The organism is Coprococcus sp. AF99-45 (assembly GCF_027663865.1).
GTDB lineage: Bacteria > Bacillota > Clostridia > Lachnospirales > Lachnospiraceae > Allocoprococcus > Allocoprococcus comes.
Window position 1 is genome coordinate 34,858 of sequence record NZ_JAQDGZ010000022.1, and the last position, 17,588, is coordinate 52,445.

Sequence of the window (17,588 nt, forward strand, 5' to 3'; positions counted from 1 at the left end):
TACTTTTGTAATAAATGCGATGTTATCATTTTACCCCGAAAGCTGTCAAAATGGAAGTGCCTATTGTGAAGAGTAGAAAAAAACCGTGTTACTGTTCACAGTACCTGTGACCAGCCATGCATCTCGCCATTTTAAATCGCCTTGGGCGTTGGGCGAGATGCCATTCAGGATGAAACGTGCATCCTCCGTGCCAATCAGCGTAGTGATTGACACGGGAGTGAACAGTAAAAAAACCGCAGCCATTAAATGACTGCGGTTTACTGTGAACGATTCAGTTATAACGGTGTATGCAACCAATTTGCGTTACTGTTTAACGGCGGTTCGGTGTTACAACAACACGTCTGTATGGTTCTTCGCCCTCGCTGTGGGTAGAAACTCTGTCATCAGCCTGCAGAGCGGAATGGATGATTCTTCTTTCATAAGGATTCATCGGCTCCAGTGAGATCGGCTTTCTGCTTCGTTTTACTTTGTAAGCGATATTCTTTGCGAGATTTTCAAGAGTCTGTTTTCTTCTCTTGCGGTAGTCTTCTGTGTCGAGTTTGACACGTACATAACCATCCTGTGACTTGTTGGCTACACGGTTGGTGAGGTACTGGAGAGAATCCAATGTCTGTCCACGCTTACCGATCAGGATACCCATGTTGTCACCGCTCATCTCAATTGCAAGAGCACCTTCTTCATCAATGGAGGATACGATAGTTACTTCGCCCATTCCCATTGCCTGAAGAACTTCCTGTAAGAATTTCTCACAGATCTTCTGTGTCGCTTCTGTTACAACGGCTACATGAAGTTCTTTCTTTTCTTCATAAACCGGAGCTGCTGCTGTTACGGCAGAGGCTGTTTCTGTTTTGTTTTCTTTTACAAATTCTTTCTTAGGCTCTTTTTTGAAGTCCTTTTTCGAATCTTTTTTGTATTCTTTGTGTTCTTTGTACTCTTTACGTTCTTTGTGTCCAACGAATTCCTTGCGGTCTTTTCGGAAATCCTTCTTGAATTCTTTTTTGATCTCTTCCGGTTTGATTTCTTCGGCTTTGATTTCTTCTGTTACAGTTTTTTTGATACGGGCACGGATAACTGCCTGACGGCTTCCGATTCCGAGGAAGCCTGCACTTCCTTTTTCAATTACGTCATATTCCATCTGATCACTTGCTACGCCAAGCTGGATAGAAGCTTCTGTGATGGCATCGTCTAAAGTTTTTGCTGATACTGTAATCTCATTCATTTGACTTGTCCCCCTATTTCTGGCCTTCGTTAAAGCGCTTTACAAGGTTTGCTTTGTCTGCAAGGCTTCCTGCCTTTGCATTTTCATTTTTCTTCTTGGCTTCTTCAAGCTTTTCTTCAAGTTCTTTTGTCTGAGCAGCTGTTCTTACCGGCTCATGAATGTTTTTCACGTTCTTATGAGCCATTTTGTTTACATTGCTTGCATCCACTTCGTTTTTGTTCTTGCGTTTTTCAGCAGCTTTTTCCATATTCTCTTTGATCAGTTCATCCATCGGAATCTTATTCAGATGTTTGTTGATAAAGAACTGCTGTACCATACGGACAACGGCACTTGCAACCCAGTAGATTCCAAGACCTGTAGGTAATGTGAAACACATAAATACAGATACAAGAGGAAGGGTAACGTTCATTGTCTTCATGGTTGAAGCCATCTGGTCAGCCTGCGGATTGTTCGTAACTGCAGTTGTCTGCTGAGAAAGCTTCACGCTCAGGTACTGGGAAAGTCCTGAAAGGACAGGAATCAGCACTGCCATGATCACAATTCCCCATGCGCCGGCTTTTACACCGTTGCTAATGAGGTTCATAGGAGTTTCCGCAATGTTAAGTCCAAGGAAGTTATTCATGGACTTTAATGTATCGACGGTGCTGTCGATCGTAGACTGCAGATCCGGAAGCTTCTTGCCGAGAGTTTCCCAGGTTGAAGTCTGGAATTTGTACAGTACGTCGATCAGTACGTTTTTATCAGAGTAATCATATTTGGAGGCGGACATAAGGATCGGTTTTGCTTCGCCGATCTTTTCCATGACCTTCTGCCATCCATCCTGTGCCATGATAGAGGTAAGAAGCGGTGTGTATACCGCTTTAACCTGCCCAACATAAGCAGGGATGTTGCGGATTACATAGTACATTGCCCAGAGAATTGGGAACTGGATAAACATACTTAAGCATCCGCCGGTCGGTGATACTCCGTATTTTTCATAAACCAATTGTGTTTCTTCCTGCATCTTTTGCATGGAAGCCTGATCATTTTTTCCTTTGTACTTCTGCTGAACCTTCTGGAGCTCAGGGTTCATTGCAGCGGACATCTTGGAAAATTTCTGTTGCTTGATGGTGAGCGGCATCAGTAAAGTGTAGATGACAATTGTCAAAAGAATAATACATACACCCAGGTTGTGAATGCCGATTAAATCCATTACCCGGTAAATACCATCCATGATCTTACCGAGCAGCCAGGCAGCCTGTCCGATGATTGGTGTGCTGACCTGTGTCATTAAAATTCCTGTCATAACCTTTCCTCCATAAACATTTCCGTCCCGGTATTTGGACGGCCTATAGGTTTAAGGCACCGGATCATATCCACCTTTGGCGAATGGATTGCATCTGAGGATTCTCCAGACGGTCAGAAGGCCTCCTTTAAACGCACCGTATTTTTCAATGGCCTCCAAAGCATATTCTGAGCAGGTTGGAATGTAAATACAGTGGGTATATACCTTCATAGGTGATAAATATTTTCTGTAAAAACGAATCAAATATAATAATATCTTTTTCATAATTTCAGTGCCTCGTAGTGTATATCCGTCTTCTCGATATACTGAACTGGCTAATTGCAGTCCGAATAAATGTGATGAAGTTTGCCCAGATGGATGAGAGCGCTTTCAATCTCATGGTATGACCGGTCTTTGGCGGTCGTCCTTGCGATGATCACGATATCATATCCACATTGGAACTGTTCTTCGTGTAACCTGTAACTCTCACGGATCAGCCTTGTTAAATGATGTCTTATGATGCTGTTCCCAACTTTTTTGCTGACGGAAATTCCGACGCGGTTGCGTCCGAGATCATTCGCCAGGAGATACATTACAAGGTACTTGTTGCCATAAGGTTTTCCCTTTCTGTATACAGACTGGAAATCCCTGTTTTTCTTCAATGATTCGGAAAATTTCATACTTTATTCTCCCGATTTACATAAATTTGCATAGAAGAAAAGGCCACATATATGTGACCTATGCTGATAATACTTTTCTTCCTTTTGCTCTTCTTGCTGCAAGAACTTTTCTTCCACCTGCTGTGGCCATTCTTGCTCTGAATCCATGAACTTTCGCTCTGGAACGTTTCTTTGGCTGGAATGTCATCTTCATTGATATCCACCTCCTATCGATTCCTTCTTATATGAATAGAAGCTTATTTACGTTTTTAAGACATCGTACTTCATTATAATCAAAAAAGCTGTCTCCGTCAAGCAGTTTTAATAAAGTTTCGACCCTTATTTTAAGGAAATTATGAATAAGTTTATGGTTTTTGATTGATTCTGAAATCGTTTTAAGGTAGAATATAAGAGTATGATTATGCTTATTTTGAAGATGAATGGGGCAGGAATATGGACGTCATAAAAGAAAAATGGGAAGAGATCATTCAAAAGCTGAAAGTAGAATATTTTCTATCGAACATTTCTTTTGAAACGTGGATACGCCCGCTGGAGGTATATGAGATCAGAGGCAACACTCTGTATCTTACCGTTAATTTTAAGGCGAGCATCGAACACATTCAGAATAAATATCTTCTTCCGCTTAAAGTATGCATCGCGGAAGTTACCGGGACAGAGTATCAGATTAAGTTTATTCCCAGAGATCTGCCGCGCGAGCAGCAGCGCAGATATCTGGAGAAGACTGTGCCCGTAAAAGAGAAGACACATAAGCATAAAGAGGTAAGCCCGATAGCTGAAAAAGCGAATCTGAATCCGAAGTATACGTTTGATACCTTTGTGGTAGGAGGGAATAATAATTTTGCACATGCCGCATCACTGGCAGTTGCCGAATCTCCCGGTGAGGTTTACAATCCTCTGTTTTTATATGGTGGGGTAGGACTTGGCAAGACCCATCTGATGCATTCGATCGCACACTACATACTGGACCGGGAACCATCGAAGAAAGTCCTGTATGTGACAAGTGAGACATTTACCAATGATCTGATCACGGCGATCCGCAACGGAAAGACCGGCAACGATCTGGCGATGAATGCATTCCGCGATAAGTACCGCAATAATGACGTACTTCTGATCGATGACGTACAGTTCATTATCGGCAAAGAAAGTACACAGGAAGAATTTTTCCATACGTTCAATCATCTGCACAATGCCGGAAAGCAGATCGTCATTTCCAGCGACAAACCGCCAAAGGATATGACGACACTGGAGGCGCGTCTGCGGACAAGATTCGAATGGGGACTGATCGCAGATATTTCGGTGCCGGATTACGAGACACGTATGGCGATTCTTTATAAAAAAATAGAACTGGACCAACTGGAAAGATATCAGATTCCGGATGAGGTGATCCAGTATATTGCGATGAACATCAAGACCAATATCCGGGAACTGGAAGGCTCACTTAACAAGCTGATTGCATTATACCGGATCGGTGGAAGAAAGAACTTTGATGTTTCTCTGGCGGCAGAGGCACTGAAGGATATGATCGCACCGGACGATAGCCACAAGGTGACGCCGGAGCTGGTTCTGGATGTTGTCTCCGATCATTTTAATGTTTCCGTCTCTGAACTTAAGGGAAGTCGGAGAAATGCAAGAACGGCCGGAGCCAGACAAATCGTGATGTACCTGTGCAGGCAGATGACGGATGCGTCTCTTCAAAGTATCGGTGATCTGCTCGGAGGGCGTGACCATTCCACTGTGAACCACGGTGTGGACAAGATTGCCCGGGATGTGGAAAAAGATGAGACTTTGAGAAATACGATCGAGATCATTCAGAAGAAAATCAGCCCGCTGTAGAAAAGTTTTCCATGATCTGCCAGGGAAGAAAAAGAACTGTCCACGGACTTGTCAAAGCCTTAAATCCTTTTGGATCAAGGCCTTAAAGTACTTGTCCACAATTCAACAGACACTACTAAGATAACTACGGATTTGTTTTATATAAATATATATTTTGCGCGTCGAAAGGAGTTTTACACATTATGAAAATCAGATGTCTTAAATCAGATCTTGTGAAAGGGGTCAGCATTGTATCAAAGGCTGTTCCGACAAAGACAACCATGCCGATCCTGGAATGCATTCTGATAGATGCAACTACAGATATTATCAAACTTACAGCGAACGATATGGAGCTTGGGATCGAGACTGTGATCAGAGGGCAGATCGATGAGAAGGGAATGATCGCACTGGATGCGAGGATTTTCTCAGATATCGTAAGAAAGCTTCCTGATAATGAAATCGTGATTGAAAGTGGAGTGAACTTTCAGACGCTCATTACCTGTGAAAAAGCAAAATTCAATATTTCCGGTAAATCCGGTGAAGATTTTTCTTATCTGCCGTATATTGAGAGAGAAAATCCGGTTTCCATTTCCCAGTTCACACTGAAAGAAGTGATTCGCCAGACCATTTTCTCAATTGCAGACAACGACAGCAACAAACTGATGACAGGAGAACTCTTCGATATGAACGGGGATATTCTGAAAGTGGTATCCCTTGACGGACACCGTATTTCCATCCGCAAGATCGAGCTGAAGGAATCTTATGAACCGAAGAAGATCGTGGTTCCGGGAAAGACCCTGATCGAAGTCAGCAAGATCCTTTCAGGTGAAGCAGACAGCGAAGTGAGACTGTATTTCACAGCCAACCACATTGTATTTGAATTTGATGATACCGTTGTGGTATCCAGACTGATTGAAGGAGAATATTTCCGTATCGAGCAGATGCTGTCCAATGATTATGAGACAAAGGTAAGAATCAATAAAAGAGAACTCCTGAACTGTATTGACCGTGCAACTCTTCTTGTAAAAGAAGGTGATAAGAAGCCGATCATCATCAACATTCAGGATGAAATGATGGAACTTAAGATCAAGTCCGAGAAGGGTACGATGGATGAAGAGATTATGATCACTAAAGAGGGAAAAGACCTCTTGATCGGCTTCAATCCGAAGTTCCTCATTGACGCACTTCGTGTCATTGATGATGAAGAAGCAGATCTTTACTTTATGAATGCAAAGGCTCCTTGCTTTATCAAGGATGAAGGAGAAAGCTATGTATACCTGATTCTTCCGGTGAACTTCAGTGGAGCAGTATAGGAATTTAGAGAGGACAAAAATTATGGAGACAATCAAACTCAGAGATGAATTTATCAAGCTTGGTCAGGCACTGAAAGCAGCAGGTCTTGTAGGATCCGGTGTGGAAGCCAAGGAAGTCATTACAGAAGGTCTGGTAAAGGTTAATGGAGAAGTAGATACCAGACGTGGTAAAAAATTATATGACGGCGACGTTGTTACATTTAACGGAGAAGAGATCAAGATTGAAAAATAGGCTGGCACAGGTATGATTATCAAATCATTAAAATTAAAAGATTACAGAAATTATGAAATATTGAATATTGAATTTGATCATGCCACGAATATTTTTTACGGTGATAATGCGCAGGGCAAGACGAATATCCTGGAAGGGGTGTATTTGTCGGGAACCACGAAGTCTCACAGGGGGACGAAGGACCGGGATCTGATCCGATTCGGGCAGGATGAGGCTCATATTGAGACTGTCATTGAGAAAAATGGCGTTCCATGGCAGATTGATATGCACCTGAAGAAGAACAGTCCGAAAGGGATTGCGATTAACAAGGTCCCGATCCGGAGGGCGAGTGAGCTTTTCGGTCTGACGAATTTTGTGTTTTTCTCGCCGGAGGATCTGAACATTATTAAAAATGGTCCGGCGGAGAGGAGAAGGTTCATGGACCTGGAGCTTTCACAGCTTGATAAGGTGTATCTTAGTGACCTGGCAAATTATAACCGCACACTCAATCAGCGGAACCGTCTGCTGAAGGATGCCTATTACAGAGATGATATACTGGACACACTGGATGTATGGGATATGCAGCTGGTTCAGTATGGAGAAAAGATTATTCAGAGAAGGCTCCGGTTTATCGAGGAGGTCAATGCGATAATCGGAGACATTCACCATAAACTGACGGGAGGCAGGGAAAGGATCGGCCTTTCGTATGAACCTGGATGCGGAGCGCTTTCACTTGAGGCGGCGCTTGAGAAGAACAGGGAGCGCGATATCAGGATGAAGAGTACCTCGGTGGGACCTCACCGGGATGATATCTGTTTTATGGCAGGTGGGATCGACATCCGCAGATTCGGATCGCAGGGGCAGCAGAGGACAGCGGCACTTTCGCTGAAACTGTCTGAGATCGAGCTGGTACGGCAGATCATAAAGGATACGCCGGTGCTGCTGCTTGACGATGTATTGTCTGAACTTGACAAACACAGGCAAAACTATTTACTGGACAGTATTCATGATATACAGACTCTGATCACCTGTACGGGACTTGACGAGTTTGTCAATCATCGATTTTCAATAAATAAAGTATTCCATGTTCAGAACGGACATGTATCAAAAGAGAATTAGGAGGATCAATATGAGTGCAGAATATGGAGCAGACCAAATCCAGATACTGGAGGGGCTGGAAGCAGTAAGAAAGAGACCTGGTATGTATATTGGCAGTACATCTTCAAGAGGACTTCACCATCTTGTCTATGAGATCGTTGACAACTCGGTGGATGAAGCGCTTGCAGGATATTGTGATCATATCCAGGTGTTCATCAATCCGGATAATTCAATTACGGTTATAGATAACGGACGTGGTATTCCGGTGGGGATCAACCACAAAGCGGGACTCCCTGCGGTAGAGGTTGTATTCACCGTGCTTCATGCCGGCGGTAAATTCGGCGGTGGAGGATACAAGGTATCCGGTGGACTTCACGGTGTAGGAGCTTCCGTTGTAAATGCGCTTTCTGACTGGCTTGAGGTTGAGATCTGCCACGAAGGGAAGGTGTACAGACAGAGATATGAAAAAGGACATGTTGTTTATAAGCTGAAGGTTGTAGACGAATGTGATCCGGAGAAGACAGGAACAAAGGTAACCTTCCTTCCGGATGAAACTATTTTTGAAGATACAGTATTTGATTATGATACGTTAAAACAGAGATTCCGTGAGATGGCGTTCCTTACCAAGGGACTTCGCATCAGCCTGACCGATCTCCGGGATGAAGAACCGAAGGAAAGAGTGTTCCACTATGAAGGCGGTATCAAGGAGTTCGTTCAGTACTTAAATCGCAGTAAGACTCCGCTTTACGAGCAGATCATCTACTGTGAAGGAACAAAAGATAATGTAGAAGTTGAAGTTGCAATGCAGCACAATGATTCTTATACAGATAACACCTATGGTTTTGTAAATAATATCACGACACCGGAAGGTGGGACCCATGTGGTCGGATTCAGAAATGCGATCACAAAGACCTTTAACGACTATGCGAGAAAGAACAAATTATTAAAAGACAGTGAGCCGAATCTTTCCGGTGAGGATATCAGGGAAGGTCTTACAGCTATCATCAGTGTTAAGATTGAGGATCCTCAGTTTGAAGGACAGACCAAGCAGAAGCTCGGTAACAGTGAAGCGAGAGGTGCGGTTGACAGTATCGTCAGCAGCCAGCTTCAGATCTTCCTTGAACAGAATCCTGCTATTGGAAAATCAATTGTTGAGAAGTCGGTTATGGCGCAGAGAGCAAGAGAGGCGGCCAGAAAGGCGAGAGATCTTACCAGAAGAAAATCCGCACTGGAAGGCATGTCACTGCCTGGAAAGCTTGCGGACTGTTCAGATAAGGATCCATCCAAGTGTGAGATCTACATCGTAGAGGGAGACTCTGCGGGAGGTTCTGCAAAGACAGCCCGTGACAGAGCAACCCAGGCGATCCTGCCACTTCGTGGAAAGATCCTGAATGTAGAGAAGGCAAGACTGGATAAGATCTACGGTAATGCCGAGATCAAGGCAATGATCACTGCATTCGGTACAGGAATCCATGATGATTTCGATATTTCCAAACTGAGATATCACAAGATCATCATCATGACCGATGCCGACGTTGATGGAGCACATATCAGTACGCTGCTTCTGACATTCCTCTATCGTTTTATGCCGGAGCTGATCAAACAGGGCTATGTATATCTGGCTCAGCCGCCGCTTTACAAGCTGGAGAAGAACAAGAAAGTCTGGTATGCATACAGCGATGAAGAACTGGCGAAGATCATCAGCGAAGTTGGACGTGATCAGAACAATAAGATTCAGCGATACAAAGGTCTGGGTGAGATGGACGCAGAGCAGTTATGGGATACCACAATGGATCCGCAGCATCGAATCTTAAGAAGAGTGACAATGGACGATGAGACATCTTCCGAACTGGATCTTACCTTTACAACCCTGATGGGAGATAAAGTAGAACCAAGACGAGAATTTATCGAAGAGAATGCAAAATTTGTTAAGAACTTAGATATATAGGAGAATACCAATGGAAGATAATATTTTTGATAAAGTTCATGAAGTGGATATGAAAAAAACCATGGAAGAGTTCTATATCGATTATGCCATGAGTGTTATTGCTTCTCGTGCGCTTCCGGATGTAAGAGACGGTCTGAAACCTGTTCAGAGACGTATTCTTTATTCGATGATCGAGTTGAACAACGGTCCTGACAAGCCGCACCGTAAATGCGCGCGTATCGTCGGTGATACCATGGGTAAATATCACCCGCATGGTGACAGTTCTATTTACGGAGCCCTCGTTAATATGGCACAGGACTGGTCTACCCGTTACATTCTTGTAGACGGTCACGGTAACTTCGGTTCTGTGGACGGTGACGGTGCTGCCGCAATGCGATATACCGAGGCAAGACTTAGTAAGATTTCGATGGAAATGACAGCGGATATCAATAAAGATACCGTTGATTTTGCACCGAACTTTGACGAGACAGAAAAAGAACCGACCGTACTTCCGTCAAGATTCCCGAACCTTCTGGTAAACGGAACCTCCGGTATCGCGGTAGGTATGGCAACCAATATTCCACCGCACAACTTAAGAGAAGTCATCGGTGCGGTTGTGAAAATTATTGATGACCAGATTGAAGATAAAGATGAGACCACGATCGAAGAGATCATGGAGATCATCAAAGGACCTGATTTCCCGACGGGAGCAACGATCCTTGGAACAAGAGGAATCGAAGAGGCTTACCGTACAGGACGTGGAAAGATCCGTGTGCGTGCGGTATCCAATATCGAGCCAATGCAGAATGGAAAGCACAGAATCGTAGTAACCGAGCTTCCGTATATGGTCAACAAAGCCCGCCTGATCGAGAAGATCGCGGAGCTTGTAAGAGATAAGAAGATTGATGGAATCACAGACCTGAGCGACCAGTCAAGCCGTGAAGGTATGCGTGTCTGCATCGAATTGAGAAGAGATGTGAACCCGAATGTCGTTCTGAACCAGCTTTACAAGCATACACAGCTGCAGGATACATTTGGTGTGATCATGCTTGCATTGGTCAATAATGAGCCGAAGGTTATGAGCCTTCTGGAAATCCTGAACCATTATCTGAAACATCAGGAAGACGTTGTGACCAGACGTACCAAATACGAGCTGAATAAGGCAGAAGAACGTGCACACATCTTGGAAGGTCTGCTGATCGCCCTGGATAACATTGATGAGGTTATTAAGATCATCCGTGGATCCAAGACCGTACAGATTGCGAAAGCAGAGTTGATGAGCCGCTTTAACTTAAGTGATGCACAGTCCCAGGCTATCGTGGATATGCGTCTGAGAGCTCTGACCGGTCTGGAAAGAGAGAAGCTGGAAACAGAGTATGCAGAGCTTGAGAAGAAGATCGCAGAGTACAAGGCGATCCTCGCAGACAGAAAGCTTCTGCTTGGCGTAATTAAGAAAGAAATCCTTGTGATCTCTGAAAAATACGGAGATGACAGAAGAACAGCCATCGGATTTGATGAATACGACATTTCTACAGAGGATCTGATCCCGAGAGAAGATGTAGTGATCACCATGACTAAGATGGGATACATTAAGAGAATGAGCAACGATACTTTCAAGAGCCAGAATCGTGGCGGCAAGGGTATCAAGGGTATGCAGACTCTGGATGAAGACTATGTAGAAGAGCTGTTCATGACCAATACTCACCAGTATATTATGTTCTTTACCAATACCGGACGCTGCTATCGCCTGAAGGGATATGAGATTCCGGAAGCAGGAAGAACTTCCCGAGGTACAGCAATTATCAACATCCTTCAGCTTCAGCCGGATGAGAAGATCACAGCAATGATTCCAATCAAGGATTTCAAGGAAGATGACTATCTGTTCATGGCAACCAAGAAAGGTCTTGTTAAGAAGACGCCGATCCTGGATTACGCAAATGTAAGAAAGACAGGACTTGCTGCGATCACACTCCGTGAGGATGATGAACTGATCGAAGTTAAGATTACGGATGATGAAAGAGATGTTATTCTCGTTACGCAGTATGGTCAATGCATCCGTTTCCATGAATCTGATGTACGCTCAACCGGAAGGACCTCTATGGGCGTTCGTGGTATGAATTTAAGTGACCGTGATGAAGTTGTTGCAATGCAGCTTGATGCGCAGGGTGAAGAGCTTCTGATCGTATCTGAAAAGGGTATGGGCAAGAGAACCCGCATGGAAGAATTCACAGCCCAGAACCGTGGTGGAAAAGGCGTGAAGTGCTATAAGATCACAGAGAAGACCGGAAATGTAGTCGGTGCGAAGGCAGTAGGTCCGGATGATGAGATTATGATCATCAACACAGATGGTATCGTGATCCGTATGGAATGTGCGGGGATTTCCGTACTCGGAAGAATCACATCCGGTGTTAAACTGATCAATCTGAAGGAACACGAAGAAGTTGCAAGTATCGCAAAGGTACGCAGGGCTTCAGGTGAACTGGAGGAGAACGCAGAAGAGACTGCAGAAGAAGCAAATACAGAAGCAACTGCTGAGACGGTTGTAGAAGAGCAGACAGAAGAATAAAGATCTGAGCGAAAGTAGAAATACAGAAGCAGGATAAATCATAAAGAGACTGGACAGGGAATATGCAAATGCCTTGTCTGGTCTCTTGCTTTGTTTTGTGAGGCTGCATGGAAAGAAATGTTATGGCATGGCTTGCGTTTGCTCTGGTAAAAGTCGGATTAAAAAAACAAAGAAGCCCGGAAACGCTGCAGCAAACAGGCTTTCCGGACTTTGTAGAGGGGGCTGAATTATTATTTTGCCAGACTTCAAATATTCTGGCAGACGCCGTGCATCTTACTGTGCAACAGCTCCGAGTCTTTTGCGGATTTCAGGTCCGATGATCATGGCGATCACCATCTTGATAAGGTCCGCCGGGATAAATGGAATGACACATACTGCAAGGGCAGCAGATACAGTGTAACCTGCCTGAATGCAGAACCATGCAGTTCCGAATGCATAGCAGATTGCGGTTCCAACGATCATTCCAAGAATCTGGATCCATCTCTGACTGAATTTGTCAATTACAATACCGGCAATGATTGCCATTGGGATGAAACCAATGATATATCCGCCAGTTGGTCCGGCAAGCTTTCCGATTCCTCCGGTGAATCCGGAAAATACAGGAAGTCCCACAAGTCCGAGAAGAAGATAAAGGATATAGCTGATCGTTCCTTTCTTCCAATCCAGAAGATAGAGAGAAAGATAAATTGCAAAGTTGGTAAGTGAAATCGGCACCGGTCCGATCGGTATGGAAAGCGGTGCAAGAATGCAGGTGACAGCGGTCATAAGAGCTGTTACCGCCATTGCATAAGTATTGGTTGTACGAAGTGTCTGTGTGTTTCCCTGAGCCATGTTAAGTACTCTCCTTTTAGAATGTTAATAATGTTCGGCGTGTCAATAAATTAAGCAGATTCGATCTCATATGTAAAACCGGCATCCGTAATCGTCCGGATCGTATCTTTGATTCCCTGACCATCTGCGGTCAGATAACCGGAAGCGAAGATGGAATCTACAACGCTGAGAAGCTTCTTTTCTTCACCTTTAAAATAAACCTCACGTCCGGCAGCACAACGGATATCTGACTGCGGAACCAGAAGTCTTGCAAGGCAGAGAACCTTCATGCAATATTCAGTTGTGAGTTCGGAAATATCGGCATCACCGAGCGGAGTTCCCGGAATTGGCAACAGGAAGTTGATTGGCAGAGCTTCCGGCTGGATCTCACGAAGCTCCAGAAGCATATCAACAACATCCTCTTTGCTTTCGCCCATTCCAATGATTCCGCCACTGCAGATTTCAAATCCAAGTCGCTGAAGCATTTTGATATTCTGAACGCGCTGCTCAAAAGTATGGGTAGAACAGATATGACTGTAGTAAGCCCGGCTGCTGTTCAGGTTGTGGTTGATCCGGTCGAGTCCGGCTTCTTTTAACATTAGAGCCTGTTTTTCAGTAAGAAATCCGATGGAACAGCAAAGGTGGGTTCCGTCTTCCTTCATCTTGCGGATCTTAGAAGCCAGTTCTTCGATCTCTTCGTCGGTGAATTTCATACCGCTGAGTCCGATGCAGTGTCTGGAAAGATGATGTTCATTTACAAAATCATTATCTTTATATAACTTCTCATCAGCTACCCACTTATATTTGTCGATATCGGCTTTTGAACGACAGGATTGTGCACAGTAAGCGCAGTCCTGTGAGCAGTTACCGCTGCGGGCATTGGTAAGAATATGAATACTTACATGATTGCCCTTATATTTTCTGCGCAGTTTTTCAGCTTGTGCAATGAGCTGATCGAGTTCTTCGTCCGGTGTATTCAGGATTGCAATCGCATCTTCTCGTGAAAGCACCGGATCTGTAGTTGTTTCAATTTCAGAAATCATAAGTAAACCTTCCTTGGTAAAAAATATCAAATACATTTCACACTTTACCATGCAAAAGAAAGAATGTCAACTTAAAATTTTATAAGGTTAACAATTAGAGGCAATACTGGTTTATTTGAAGATGATTACATTGCAGATGAAAAAAAACCATAGTATAATAAAAATCAGATTATGAAATGCAGGAGGAAAAACCAATGCGTACATTGAACGTGGAAGAGATTTCAAAGAATATCAAAGAAATGTGCATTGAAGCGAACCATTTTCTTTCAAAAGATATGGACATTGCGATGAAAAATGCAGTTTCAACAGAGAAGTCACCACTGGGGAAAAAGATATTAAGCCAGCTTCAGGATAATCTGAAGATCGCCGGAAAAGATATGATCCCAATCTGCCAGGATACTGGAATGGCAGTCGTATTTCTTGAGATCGGACAGGATGTACATTTCGAAGGCGGCAACCTGGAAGATGCGGTAAATGAAGGGATCCGTCGGGGTTATGTTGACGGATATCTGAGAAAATCCGTTGTGAAAGATCCGATTCTCAGAGAGAATACAAAAGATAATACACCGGGAATCATTCATTATAAAATTGTTCCGGGCGATCAGGTGAAGATCAAGGTCGCACCAAAAGGCTTTGGAAGCGAAAATATGAGCCGTGTATTTATGCTGAAACCGGCAGACGGAATCGAAGGAGTAAAGGAAGCAGTTCTTACGGCAGTAAAAGATGCCGGCCCGAATGCCTGTCCTCCGATGGTTGTCGGCGTGGGAATCGGCGGCACATTTGAAAAATGCGCACTGATGGCAAAAGAAGCACTTACAAGAGAAGTCGGAAGCCATTCAGACATTCCATATGTAAAAGAACTGGAAGAAGAATTACTGGAGCGGATCAACAAGATTGGAATCGGACCGGGCGGACTTGGGGGAAGTACAACCGCGCTGGCTGTCAATGTCAACACTTATCCGACTCATATTGCCGGACTTCCGGTAGCTGTAAATATTTGCTGTCATGTTAACCGCCATGTGATCCGCACTATTTAATTTACCGGGGGGATCCTGAAAAGACTTTCCGTGCCGAAAATATGTACTCGTGCGAAGATGAAGCATGTTACAAATGGTTTCTGCTCGGTGAGAGGATGTGTGTAATATTTAAAGGAAAATGAAAAGAGGATAATTATGAATACAAATGTAGATGTAGACGCAATGCGAAAAGATGCGGTTGAGATTTTTCAGAAAGGGTTCGCCTGTTCAGAGTCGGTGATCTATGCGATCAAAAAGGGCTTTGATCTTGATCTGTCAGATGATGCGATCGCTATGTCATCAGGATTCCCGTGGGGGCTCGGAGATGGTGGCTGTATTTGTGGTGCGCTTGCAGGAGCAACCATGTGCATCGGCTATTTTTTCGGAAGAAGAACACCTGGAGATGAAGCCTTTTTGAAATGCCAGCGGCTGACGAAAGAGTTTCACGACGCATTTAAAGAACATTGCGGAGCAACCTGCTGTCGTGTGCTGACAAGAGGAAAAGAAAAAAATTCTCCGGAGAGAAAAGCGCAGTGCATTAGTTTTGTAGACTTTACAGTTGAGAAACTGGCTGAAATTATTTTAAGAGAATTATAAGACTCCTGTTAGCGGTTAAAAACGCCGCAGCAGAATACAGAAAAAGAATCAGGAAGGAAAAGGATATGGAAAGACATATTACAGTTCCAGTAGCAAAGGAAGAAATACAGGATTTAAGAGCAGGAGATTATGTATATCTTACGGGAGTTATTTATACTGCCCGTGATGCTGCTCATAAAAGAATGGATGAAGTGCTTTCGGAAGGAAAAGAGCTTCCACTTGATATTAAGAATCAGATGATTTATTATATGGGACCATCTCCGGCGAGAGAAGGAAGACCGATCGGCTCAGCAGGACCGACAACAGCAAGCAGGATGGACAAATATGCACCACGCCTTCTGGATCTGGGGCTTGGCGGAATGATAGGAAAAGGGAAAAGAAGTCAGGCTGTCCGGGATGCAATCGTGAGAAATAAAGCAGTTTATTTTGCAGCAGTCGGAGGAGCAGGCGCGCTTCTTTCAAAATGTATCAAAAGAGCAGATGTGATCGCATATGATGATCTTGGCACAGAAGCGATCCGCCGCCTGGAGATCGAAGACCTTCCGGCAATTGTTGTGATCGACTCCGAGGGCAATAATTTATACGAGACAGCCGTCAAAGAGTATGCGGAGGAATAGGGAATGAATTGTGTGAAAAGAATTGCACTTATGGTAATTCGGAATATTCTGCTTGTTCCGTTTATGTGGTGCAAGCTGTGTTACTATGCCGCGCACGTAGACAAGTATCCGGAGATCACCCGATATAAGCTTCTGAAATATATTGTCAAAAGAGCCAATAAAGGCGGAAATGTAACAATCGAAGCATATGGAAAAGAAAATATCCTCAAAGAGGGAGGGTTTATGTTTTTTCCGAATCATCAAGGGCTTTATGACGTACTCGCAATTGTTGATGCCTGCCCGCGTCCGTTTTCGGTGGTGGCAAAAAAAGAAGTGGCAAATGTTCCACTTCTCAAGCAGACATTTAAATGTATGAAGGCCTACATGATCGACCGCGAAGATATCCGTCAGTCTATGCAAGTGATCATGGATGTTACAGAGGAAGTAAAGAAAGGAAGAAACTATCTGATCTTTGCAGAAGGAACCCGCTCGAAGATGGGGAACAAGCTTCTTGAGTTTAAAGGTGGAAGCTTCAAGGCGGCAACAAAAGCGAAATGCCCGATCATACCGATTGCGTTGATTGATTCTTTTAAACCGTTTGATACAAATAGTATCGCACCGGTAACGGTACAGGTACATTTCCTGGAACCGATTTATTATGAAGAATATCAAAATATGAAGACGACAGAGATCGCAAAAGAAGTAAAAAGAAGAATAGAAGAAACCATATCTGAATATGAACCAAAGGAAGCATAAAATAAAGATAAGGTAAAAAGGACAGACTCTTTGCTAGATATAGTGAAAAAGAGTCTGTTTCTTCTATATATAGATAATTAGAAAACAAACTTAAAAAAAGAAAAAAATAATCGAAAAAACCGTTGACAGAAAAAGGGTTCTTAGGTATAATTATCAATGCGCTGTGAGGTTACATTAAAAGTATGTAAACACACAGTTAAATACAGACCTTGGATCGGGCTGAGGAGAAATACTCAAGAGGCCGAAGAGGCGCCCCTGCTAAGGGTGTAGGTCGGGCAACCGGCGCGAGGGTTCGAATCCCTCTTTCTCCGTTTTGTTTGAAAATAACTTTTGAAAAAAACTTCAAAAAAGTTATTGACAAGCAAGAAGATATATGATAATATATCAGAGTTGCTGTTTGAGAAATTCAAAAAAGCAACAAAAAATAATTTAAAAAAGTTAATGAAACGGCAACAACAAAAAGAACATTGATAACTGAACAATAGACAACAAACCCTGAAAATTCTTTAAAGAGATTTTTCAAGAACGGACATCGAAAGATGTCGAACCAGAACAGTAAACAGGAACAGAATTGCCAAGCGATTCTGACCCGGATACAAACATTTTTAACGAGAGTTTGATCCTGGCTCAGGATGAACGCTGGCGGCGTGCTTAACACATGCAAGTCGAACGAAGCACTT

The 17,588-nt window shown here is 43.6% G+C and carries 17 protein-coding genes, 1 tRNA gene and 1 rRNA gene; 12 read left to right on the plus strand and 7 right to left on the minus strand.

The genetic code is table 11. The features are described 5' to 3' along the window. Positions 1-310: 310 nt before the first annotated feature. From jag to rpmH, 5 genes are read right to left on the minus strand one after another with little or no spacing between them, the layout of a single operon-like run. Entirely contained in the window at positions 311-1,219 is a 909-nt protein-coding gene (jag, locus tag PGR14_RS13330; RefSeq protein ID WP_022220246.1) for an RNA-binding cell elongation regulator Jag/EloR, read from the minus strand. 13 nt (positions 1,220-1,232) lie between these two features. Further along, positions 1,233-2,504: a YidC/Oxa1 family membrane protein insertase gene (locus tag PGR14_RS13335; RefSeq protein WP_055158103.1), complete on the minus strand. Its 1,272-nt coding sequence runs from the start codon at positions 2,502-2,504 to the stop codon at positions 1,233-1,235. A gap of 51 nt (positions 2,505-2,555) precedes the next feature. Continuing rightward, on the minus strand, positions 2,556-2,768 hold the full coding sequence (yidD, locus tag PGR14_RS13340; RefSeq protein WP_008371384.1) for a membrane protein insertion efficiency factor YidD: 213 nt from the start codon (positions 2,766-2,768) through the stop codon (positions 2,556-2,558). Positions 2,769-2,818: 50 nt separating this feature from the next. Further along, complete coding sequence (rnpA, locus tag PGR14_RS13345) at positions 2,819-3,163, minus strand: ribonuclease P protein component (protein WP_008371385.1); 345 nt, start codon at positions 3,161-3,163, stop codon at positions 2,819-2,821. A gap of 58 nt (positions 3,164-3,221) precedes the next feature. Further along, a complete protein-coding gene (gene rpmH, locus PGR14_RS13350; RefSeq protein WP_022220244.1) occupies positions 3,222-3,356 on the minus strand; it encodes a 50S ribosomal protein L34 in 135 nt (44 codons plus the stop codon). Between the two features lie 239 nt (positions 3,357-3,595). On the opposite strand from rpmH, the gene dnaA reads away from it, so the two are divergent. The 6 genes from dnaA (at position 3,596) to gyrA (ending at position 12,090) form a co-directional block, all read left to right on the plus strand. Continuing rightward, positions 3,596-4,996 carry a chromosomal replication initiator protein DnaA gene (dnaA, locus tag PGR14_RS13355; protein WP_055261659.1) on the plus strand — a complete coding sequence of 467 codons (1,401 nt, stop codon included), beginning with the start codon at positions 3,596-3,598 and terminating at the stop codon, positions 4,994-4,996. Between the two features lie 182 nt (positions 4,997-5,178). After that, positions 5,179-6,288 carry a DNA polymerase III subunit beta gene (gene dnaN, locus PGR14_RS13360; RefSeq protein WP_008371388.1) on the plus strand — a complete coding sequence of 370 codons (1,110 nt, stop codon included), beginning with the start codon at positions 5,179-5,181 and terminating at the stop codon, positions 6,286-6,288. A gap of 22 nt (positions 6,289-6,310) precedes the next feature. Then, a complete protein-coding gene (locus tag PGR14_RS13365) occupies positions 6,311-6,520 on the plus strand; it encodes an RNA-binding S4 domain-containing protein (RefSeq protein WP_022220243.1) in 210 nt (69 codons plus the stop codon). A 12-nt stretch (positions 6,521-6,532) separates the two neighbouring features. Then, a complete protein-coding gene (gene recF, locus PGR14_RS13370) occupies positions 6,533-7,618 on the plus strand; it encodes a DNA replication/repair protein RecF (protein ID WP_008371390.1) in 1,086 nt (361 codons plus the stop codon). A gap of 10 nt (positions 7,619-7,628) precedes the next feature. After that, the gene (gyrB, locus tag PGR14_RS13375; RefSeq protein WP_022220242.1) at positions 7,629-9,545 is read left to right on the plus strand and encodes a DNA topoisomerase (ATP-hydrolyzing) subunit B; all 1,917 of its coding nucleotides are present in this window, start codon (positions 7,629-7,631) and stop codon (positions 9,543-9,545) included. Between the two features lie 10 nt (positions 9,546-9,555). Continuing rightward, positions 9,556-12,090 (plus strand): DNA gyrase subunit A, encoded by a 2,535-nt coding sequence (gyrA, locus tag PGR14_RS13380; protein WP_270223561.1) that lies wholly within the window; start codon positions 9,556-9,558, stop codon positions 12,088-12,090. Between the two features lie 273 nt (positions 12,091-12,363). Here the strand turns inward: gyrA and PGR14_RS13385 are convergent, their stop codons facing one another. Continuing rightward, on the minus strand, positions 12,364-12,921 hold the full coding sequence (locus tag PGR14_RS13385; RefSeq protein WP_117824058.1) for a biotin transporter BioY: 558 nt from the start codon (positions 12,919-12,921) through the stop codon (positions 12,364-12,366). 50 nt (positions 12,922-12,971) lie between these two features. Beyond that, complete coding sequence (gene bioB / locus PGR14_RS13390; RefSeq protein WP_055297481.1) at positions 12,972-13,943, minus strand: biotin synthase BioB; 972 nt, start codon at positions 13,941-13,943, stop codon at positions 12,972-12,974. A gap of 194 nt (positions 13,944-14,137) precedes the next feature. Here bioB and PGR14_RS13395 point away from each other — a divergent pair, with 194 nt between their 5' ends. The 6 genes from PGR14_RS13395 to PGR14_RS13420 all read left to right on the plus strand — a co-directional run. Continuing rightward, complete coding sequence (locus PGR14_RS13395; protein WP_055248668.1) at positions 14,138-14,980, plus strand: fumarate hydratase; 843 nt, start codon at positions 14,138-14,140, stop codon at positions 14,978-14,980. A gap of 135 nt (positions 14,981-15,115) precedes the next feature. Next, a complete protein-coding gene (locus PGR14_RS13400; RefSeq protein WP_022220240.1) occupies positions 15,116-15,556 on the plus strand; it encodes a C-GCAxxG-C-C family (seleno)protein in 441 nt (146 codons plus the stop codon). Positions 15,557-15,621: 65 nt separating this feature from the next. Beyond that, a complete protein-coding gene (locus PGR14_RS13405; protein ID WP_008371397.1) occupies positions 15,622-16,173 on the plus strand; it encodes a Fe-S-containing hydro-lyase in 552 nt (183 codons plus the stop codon). A 12-nt stretch (positions 16,174-16,185) separates the two neighbouring features. Beyond that, positions 16,186-16,908 carry a lysophospholipid acyltransferase family protein gene (locus tag PGR14_RS13410; RefSeq protein ID WP_270223563.1) on the plus strand — a complete coding sequence of 241 codons (723 nt, stop codon included), beginning with the start codon at positions 16,186-16,188 and terminating at the stop codon, positions 16,906-16,908. A 223-nt stretch (positions 16,909-17,131) separates the two neighbouring features. Continuing rightward, positions 17,132-17,219, plus strand: a tRNA-Ser gene (locus tag PGR14_RS13415). Positions 17,220-17,512: 293 nt separating this feature from the next. After that, positions 17,513-17,588, plus strand: a 16S ribosomal RNA gene (locus tag PGR14_RS13420); the annotation flags it as partial.

Bases quoted from the DNA above. Each gene is read 5' to 3' on its own strand.
- jag (WP_022220246.1), bottom strand. From the start codon at position 1,219: ATGAATGAGATTACAGTATCAGCAAAAACTTTAGACGATGCCATCACA.
- PGR14_RS13335 (WP_055158103.1), bottom strand. From the start codon at position 2,504: ATGACAGGAATTTTAATGACACAGGTCAGCACACCAATCATCGGACAG.
- yidD (WP_008371384.1), bottom strand. From the start codon at position 2,768: ATGAAAAAGATATTATTATATTTGATTCGTTTTTACAGAAAATATTTA.
- rnpA (WP_008371385.1), bottom strand. From the start codon at position 3,163: ATGAAATTTTCCGAATCATTGAAGAAAAACAGGGATTTCCAGTCTGTA.
- rpmH (WP_022220244.1), bottom strand. From the start codon at position 3,356: ATGAAGATGACATTCCAGCCAAAGAAACGTTCCAGAGCGAAAGTTCAT.
- dnaA (WP_055261659.1), top strand. From the start codon at position 3,596: ATGGACGTCATAAAAGAAAAATGGGAAGAGATCATTCAAAAGCTGAAA.
- dnaN (WP_008371388.1), top strand. From the start codon at position 5,179: ATGAAAATCAGATGTCTTAAATCAGATCTTGTGAAAGGGGTCAGCATT.
- PGR14_RS13365 (WP_022220243.1), top strand. From the start codon at position 6,311: ATGGAGACAATCAAACTCAGAGATGAATTTATCAAGCTTGGTCAGGCA.
- recF (WP_008371390.1), top strand. From the start codon at position 6,533: ATGATTATCAAATCATTAAAATTAAAAGATTACAGAAATTATGAAATA.
- gyrB (WP_022220242.1), top strand. From the start codon at position 7,629: ATGAGTGCAGAATATGGAGCAGACCAAATCCAGATACTGGAGGGGCTG.
- gyrA (WP_270223561.1), top strand. From the start codon at position 9,556: ATGGAAGATAATATTTTTGATAAAGTTCATGAAGTGGATATGAAAAAA.
- PGR14_RS13385 (WP_117824058.1), bottom strand. From the start codon at position 12,921: ATGGCTCAGGGAAACACACAGACACTTCGTACAACCAATACTTATGCA.
- bioB (WP_055297481.1), bottom strand. From the start codon at position 13,943: ATGATTTCTGAAATTGAAACAACTACAGATCCGGTGCTTTCACGAGAA.
- PGR14_RS13395 (WP_055248668.1), top strand. From the start codon at position 14,138: ATGCGTACATTGAACGTGGAAGAGATTTCAAAGAATATCAAAGAAATG.
- PGR14_RS13400 (WP_022220240.1), top strand. From the start codon at position 15,116: ATGAATACAAATGTAGATGTAGACGCAATGCGAAAAGATGCGGTTGAG.
- PGR14_RS13405 (WP_008371397.1), top strand. From the start codon at position 15,622: ATGGAAAGACATATTACAGTTCCAGTAGCAAAGGAAGAAATACAGGAT.